Annotated in this window: 1 protein-coding gene; it reads left to right on the top strand. The window is 70.3% G+C overall.

Features of this window, described 5'->3' with window-relative positions:
- Positions 1 to 23 precede the first annotated feature (23 nt).
- A partial coding sequence (locus JNG39_RS20985; protein ID WP_368313910.1) for an SDR family NAD(P)-dependent oxidoreductase occupies positions 24 to 7,587 on the top strand: 7,564 nt, incomplete at its 3' end.

The following is a 7,587-nucleotide window of genomic DNA, read 5'->3' as shown; positions in this document are numbered from 1 at the left end:
CCTTCGGTCCGCCGGGCGCACGGATGTACCGTACGGGCGATTTGGTCCGTTACCTGGCCGACGGTCGCGTGCAGTACCTGGGTCGCATCGACGCCCAGGTGAAACTGCGCGGCTTCCGCATCGAACCCGGCGAGATCGAGGCGGCGATGGCGTCCGATCCGGCCGTCGCGCAATGCGCCGTGGTGGTGGGCGGTTCCGCCGACAACCCGCGGCTCGTCGCCTATTACGTGATGTCGGCGGCGGCGCGTGGCGCCTCGGTCGAGGCGCTCCGCGACCGGCTCAAGAGCGTGCTTCCCGCGCACATGGTGCCCGCGGTGTTCGTCGAACTCGACACCCTGCCGCTGACGCCCAACGGCAAGGCCGACCGCAGGGCGCTAGCGGAACGCCCGCTCGCGACGACCACGGCACCGGCTCCGGCCCCGGCCGGTGCGTGGGCGTCCGCCATCGAGCGGCGGCTGCTCGCCCTTTGGCGAGAGGTGCTCGACGTTCGCGACATCGACGTCGAGGCGGGCTTCTTCGACGTCGGTGGCGACTCGATCCATGCGGTGACCCTGGTCGGGCGCATCCAGGCCGAATTCGATCGGGATTTCGACGCCACCGCGTTGTTCGAACACGCCAGCATCCGCCGCATCGGTGCGTTCCTGGCCGAACGGCAAGGTCGCGCCGACAACGCGGCCGAGGCCGGTCGCGCCTTTCCCGCGTCCGCCGTGGACGATGGCGGCATGCCCGACTACTACGACACCAGCGTGGCCATCATCGGCATGTCGAGCCGCTTCCCGGGCGCCGTCGATACGGCGGCCTTCTGGACGAACCTCGTCCAGGGACGGGAAAGCATCGAAGTGCTGTCGCCCGAGCGGCTGCGCGATGCCGGTCTCGACGCGGCACTTCTCGCCGGCGGCCGTTTCGTCGGCGCGCGCGCGACCATCGACGACAAGGATTGTTTCGACGCGGCGTTCTTCCGCATTCCCGCGCGCGACGCACAGTTCATGGATCCGCAGTTGCGCCTGCTCCTGGAACACAGCTGGCGGGCCGTCGAAGATGCCGGGTATCGCCCCTCGGCGATTCCCGACACGGCGGTCTTCGTGTCCGCGAGCAGCAGCCTCTACCAGACGGCGGTGTTCAGCGACATCGCGCGCGCCGAGGGCGAGAGCGGCGCACGCGGCGCCGACGGCTACGTGTCGTGGCTGCTCGCCCAGGCCGGTACGATGCCGACCATCATCTCTCACAAGCTCGGTCTGCGCGGACCCAGTTTCTTCGTGCAGTCCAATTGTTCGTCGTCGCTGGTCGGCATCGCCAACGCCTACCGGAGCCTCATGGCCGGCGAGGCGAGCTACGCCCTGGTCGGCGCGGCCATGCTCATGGCGCATGACAACCTCGGCTACGTGCACAGTGCCGGCCTGAACTTTTCCAGCGACGGTCACGTCCGCGCCTTCGACGCGGGTGCGGACGGCATGGTCGCCGGCGAAGGCGTCGGCACGCTGCTGCTGAAGAAGGCGAGCGACGCGGTGCGCGACGGCGATCACGTCTATGCGCTGATCCGCGGGGTGGCGCTCAACAACGACGGCGCGGACAAGGCCGGCTTCTACGCGCCCAGCGTCGGCGGCCAGGCCCGGGTGATCGATGCAGCGCTGCGCACGACCGGCGTGGACGTCGAGACCATCGGCTACGTCGAGGCCCACGGCACCGGTACGCGACTGGGCGATCCCATCGAGTTCGCGGCATTGACCCAGGCCTACGGCAAGCTGACCGCGCGCCGTGGCTTCTGCGGGCTGGGCTCGGTCAAGAGCGGCATCGGCCACCTCGACGCGGCCGCCGGCATGGCGGGCTGCATCAAGGTGGCGCTATGCCTGCGGCATGGCCAGATCGTTCCCACGCTGAACTACGTCACGCCCAATCCCGCGCTGGATTTGGCCGGCTCACCTTTCTACATCGCCGATACGGCCCGCCCATGGCCGCGCGAGGGGGCGCCCCGGCGCGCGGCGCTGAGTTCGTTCGGCATCGGCGGCACCAACGCGCACGCCATCCTCGAGGAAGGCCCGGCCGCTCCCGTCGACGGCGGAGGCGATCCGGCCGCGGGACCGTTGGGCGAGATGCGCCTGGTGCCCCTGTCGGCACGTGACGAGGCAGCCTTGTTGCGCCGGGTCCGCGCGATGCTCGATGCCTTGGAGACGGCCCCCTCGACCTCGCTCGACGACCTCGCGTTTACCCTGCAGGTTGGTCGTGAGCCGATGAACGTCCGGCTGGTCGTCGCCGTGGATTCGCTGACGGCGCTGAAGACGCGCTGGACGCGCTTCCTCGCCGGCGAGCGCGGCGGCGAGGGGATGGGCTTCCACGTCATCGCCGCCGACGCCGACGGCGCGTTCGCCGGTGACGACGACGTGGCCGCCTGGATCGACACCGGTGACGTGGCCTCGCTGCTCGATCACTGGGCCAGGGGCGGCGCCCTCGACTGGCATTCGCTGCACCGGCACCGGGCACCGCGCAGGCTCTCCCTGCCGACCTACCCGTTCGCCCGCGAGCGGCATTGGATCGCCATGCCGCGTCGCGACGATCGCGGCCCGGCGACGGGCGATACCGTGCTTCACCCGCTCGTCCAGCACAACCGCTCGACCCTGGCCCGACAGCATTTCACCGCCGACGTCGACGGCGGCGAATTCTTCCTTGACGACCACGTCGTCAACGGCAAACGCGTGCTGCCCGCCGTGGCGTACCTGGAGATGGCGCGCGCCGCCGCCGGCTTCTCCTTCGAACCCGGCGCGGCGGCGGAGCGCCCGATCGGGCTTCGCGACGTGGTGTGGTTTCGCCCGCTCGTCGTGGAAGGGCCGACCCGGATCGACATCGTGCTGCGCGCGGAAGGCGAAGGCCTCGCCTTCGAGATCCTCACCGAAGGCACCACCGTGCACGCGCAGGGTCGAGCGATCCTGCTCGATCCGGCATCGGTCGCGCCGCTGGACCCAGCCGGCTTCGAGGCCACCGACGAGCTGCATCTGGATGGCGCGTCCTGTTACGCGGCGTTCGCTTCGATGGGCCTGGACTACGGCCCCTCGCTGCGCGGCATCGCATCGATTCGCGCGGGGGTCGCGGGCGATCCGCAGGGCCGGCCGTTCGCGGTCGCCGACGTGCGGTTGCCGCCGGACGTGGCGGACACGTCGGCGGACTACGTCCTGCATCCCAGCATCATGGACGCGGCGCTGCAAGCCTGTGTCGGCATCGTCGATGCCTCCGGCACGTCGCGTGCCCGACTGCCGTTCGCGCTCGACGCCATCGACGTCCTCGCCCCGAGTCCGGAGCAGGGCGTCGCGCGCCTGCGTGTGCTGCCTCGCACGGGGGAGGGCGACCTGCAGAAGCTCGACATCGACGTGTGCGATCCCGACGGCCGGCCGTGCGCGCGGCTGCGCGGCCTGGCGAGTCGGCCCCTGCCACCGGTTCAGGGGACCGTGGCGCCCGCCAACGCCAACGCCAACGCCAACGCCAACGAACCGGCGAGCGCCGGTCCGCTGGTCACGATGCGTCCGCAATGGACGGCGTCGACCGAGACGACCGAGGCGTGGCCCGGCACGGCCGCGCGCGTGCTCGTGATCGGCGGTGACGCGGAGCAGCGGCGCGCGCTGCGGGAAAGGTATCCGGATGCCTGCCTGTTGCCGTCGACGACGGCCAGCTTCGATGCCGATCTCGCGGCCTACGGCGAGATCGACCACGTCTTCTGGTTGGCACCCCAGGTGGCGGCGGACGCATACGACGTGCATGCCGACGCCATCGTCGCCGGCCAGGAGGGCGGCGTGCTCGACGGCCTGGCGCTGGTCAGGCGCCTGCTCGCGCTGGGCTACGAACGTCGCCCGCTCGGGATGACCTGGGTCACTCGCCAGGCGGTGTCGGTGATTCCCGGCGAACCGGTCATGCCCACGCACGCAGCGGTGCACGGTTTCGCCGCCGCCGTGCAGGCCGAATACGCGGGATGGCGCGTGCGATCCGTCGACGTGCCCGTCACGGGAGCATGGCCCCTGGACGCGATTCTCCGGCGACCGGCGACCGCCTCGGGCAACGTCGTGGCCTTGCGCGCCGGCGAATGGTTCGACCAGATCCTGGTTCCCGACGATCCGATCATGCCGGGCCATTCGCCCTGGCGCCGCGGCGGCGTCTACGTGATCGTCGGCGGCGCCGGCGGCATCGGTGGCGCATTGAGCGAACGCCTGGTCCGCGACCACGCGGCGCAGATCGTCTGGCTGGGTCGGCGGCCGCACGACGACGACATCGCCCGGCGCCAGGAAACCCTGGCCGCCCACGGCCCGGCACCGCGCTACGTCCAGGTCGACGTGACCGATCGCGCCGCGCTCGAGACGGCCTGGGCCCAGATCAAGGCGTGGCATCCCCGCATCAACGGCGTGGTCCACTCGGCCGTCGCGCTCTTCGACAAGAGCCTGGCGAACATGGACGAGTCGCGCTTTCGCGACGGGCTCGCCGCCAAGGTCGCCGGCAGCGTGCGACTGTGCCAGGTCATCGCCGGGGAGCCGCTCGATTTTCTGCTGTTCTTCTCCTCGTGGCAGAGCTTCGCGAAGGTTCCGGGACAGAGCAACTACGCCGCGGGCTGCACCTTCCAGGATGCCTACGCCCACGCGCTGGCGATCCGCGCCGGCTATCCGGTAAAGGTCATGAACTGGGGTTACTGGGGCAGCGTCGGCGTCGCGTCCGCCGAGCCGTACCGGCAACGGATGGCGCGCGCCGGCGTCGGTTCCATCGAACCGCCGGAGGGACTGGACGCGCTGGAAAACCTTCTCGTCGGCACCGCGACGCAGCTGGCCGTACAGAAGGCCGGGAACACGATTCCGGCGCCGGACGCGCGTGTCACGGCCATCGACGAACGCAGTGAACGGGACGGGACGGGAGACATCGTGGACGTTATCAGCGAACGGGACACGCCGCCCGATCCGGAAGCGGTGCGCCGTGGCGTGCGCGACGCGGTGCGCGGGACGGTCGGCCGCATGCTGCGCATGCCAGCGCAACGCATCGGCGAGAACGAGCCGTTCGAAACCTTCGGCATCGACTCGATCCTCGTCGTGCAACTGGGAAGCGCGTTGCGCGAGACCTTTCCGGACATCTCGAGCACGTTGTTCTTCGAACATCGCAGCATCGCCTCGCTCGCCGACCGCCTTGTCGCGGATTATCCGGAGCAGGCGGCGGCGCTCGCCGCTTCGCCCACGGTGTCGACCGGCCCGATTCGTGCCGATGCCGTCGCGCGAGCGCCATCCGCCGTCGCCACCATCACCTCGCCCGAATCGGTCGCGGCGAATCCTTCCCCCGGCGATGACGGCGACATCGCCATCGTCGGCCTGAGCGGACGCTTCCCCAAGGCGGCCAGTATCGAGGCGTTCTGGGCCAACCTGCGCGACGGCGTGCATGCGTTCACCGAGATACCGGCCGAGCGCTGGGACTGGCGTGCCTACTTCGACGAGGACCGCAGCCGCTTCGGTGCGATGTACAGCCGGTGGGGTGCCTTCATGGAAGGCATCGACCTGTTCGACCCGCTGTTCTTCCGGATATCGCCGCGCGAAGCCGAAGGCATGGACCCGCAGGAACGGCTGTTCCTGCAGGAGGCCTATGCCTGCATCGAGGACGCGGGCCATACGCCGGCGAGCCTGTCCCCGCGCCGCCGGGTCGGCGTCTTCGTCGGCATCATGAACAGCACGTACGCGCAGCAACCCAGCCACTGGTCGATCGCGAACCGCGTGTCGTACACGCTGGATTTCGTCGGCCCCAGCCTCGCGGTGGACACCGCCTGTTCGTCGTCGCTGACCGCGATCCACCTGGCGATCGACAGCCTGCGCGCCGGTTCGTGCGATGCCGCGTTGGCCGGCGGCGTCAACCTGATCGTCGATCCGCTTCAGTACATCATGCTTTCTTCGAAGGGCATGCTATCCAGCGATGGATTGACGCGACCGTTCGGCGCCGGAGCGGACGGCTTCGTCGACGGCGAAGCGGTCGGCTGCGCGCTGCTGAAACCGCTTGCCGCCGCCCAGGCCAGCGGCGATCCGATCTACGGCATCATCAAGGCGAGTACCCTCAACGCCGGCGGCCGTACCCATGGCTACACCGTGCCGAGCCCGGCCGCGCAGGCCGATCTGGTCGGCGAGGCGCTGCGCTTGGCGAAGGTGGACCCGCGCAGCGTGAGCTACATCGAAGCGCACGGCACCGGCACCTCGCTGGGCGACCCGATCGAGTTCGCCGCGCTGGTGAAGGCGTTCGGCACGCCTTCGGTCGACGAGCCGTGGTGCGCGATCGGCTCGGTGAAATCGAACATCGGACACACGGAAAGCGCCGCCGGCTTCGCGGCGCTGGCCAAAGTGTTGCTGCAGATGCGCCATGGCCAACTCGCTCCCAGCCTGCACGCCGACGAACCCAACCCCGAAATACGGGCTCGGAACACGCCGTTCGCGGTGCAACGCCGACTGGGCGAATGGCCTCGCCCGCGCCTGGAGATCGACGGCGAGCATCGCGACGGTCCGCGCATCGCCGGCATCTCCTCGTTCGGTGCGGGCGGTGCGAACGCCCACCTGATCGTGCAGGAATACCTCCCCGGCGACGCGAGCCCGCGGCGCACCGGCGAGCTCGACGAAGCCTGCCTTGTCGTGCTGTCCGCACGCACGCCCGAACAGCTGCGCGAGCGGGCGGAACGGCTCGTGGCCTGGCTGGGCGCTGCCGGCGCCTCCGCGCCGCTGTCCGACGTCGCCTATACCTTGCAGGTGGGACGCGAACCCATGGCATGCCGGCTGGCGTGTCTGGCCTCGACGGCCGCGGAGCTTTCCGCGCGGATCGACGCATGGTTGCGCGATGCCGATGCGCAGCAGGGCGTCTGGCAGGCCGAAGTACGCCCGGGCGGCGAAGCGCTCGGCGGCCTCGCCGTCGACGAAGGGCTCGGTGGCGCCGTCGACCTGTGGCTCGAACGGGGCCAGCTCGCGCAGCTGGCCTCGCTCTGGGTAAGCGGCCTGGTGGTTCCCTGGGAACGCCTGCGTCGAACGGCAACGCCGCGGCGCGTGTCGTTGCCTACCTATCCCTTCGCGAGGGAGCGCTACTGGATCGACCGGGAACTGCGTCGGTCGGTCGGCTCGGCCCTGTTTGCATCGCCTGTATCGCCGACCGGCGACGATGGGCTGGTCCTCGCCGCGGAGCAATGGATCCGGCGGGATGCCGTGCCCTCGTCACGGCCACCCGGAACGGTGCTGCTCGTCGCGCCCGACGAACGGTCGGCCATGCGCTGCGCCGACGCGTGGCGCGGCGAGGCCGCCGATGCCCGGCTCGTGACGGCATGGTTCGGCACCGGCGACGACGACGACCCGCGGGCGATCCGGCGTGAAAGCGTGGACAGTTGGAGGCGTGTTCTCTCCGATCTGGCGGACCGTCATGGTGCCCCCGACGCCATCGTCCACGCAGGTTGCATGGATGTGCCAGCGGACGCGACGCAGGCGGCCGAGCTGATCCATGTCGTGCAAGCGCTCGCCGCCAGCGGCATCGCCTGCGATCGACTGTTGTTGTGCGTGGCGTACGACGACGCGCGTTCGCAGGCGCACGCCGAGTCATGGATCGGCCTGGAAC

Source organism: Luteibacter sp. CQ10 (assembly GCF_040900725.1).
GTDB lineage: Bacteria > Pseudomonadota > Gammaproteobacteria > Xanthomonadales > Rhodanobacteraceae > Luteibacter.
The sequence above is the reverse complement of the archived record's forward strand: the minus strand, read 5'-3'. Positions and strand labels throughout refer to the sequence as shown.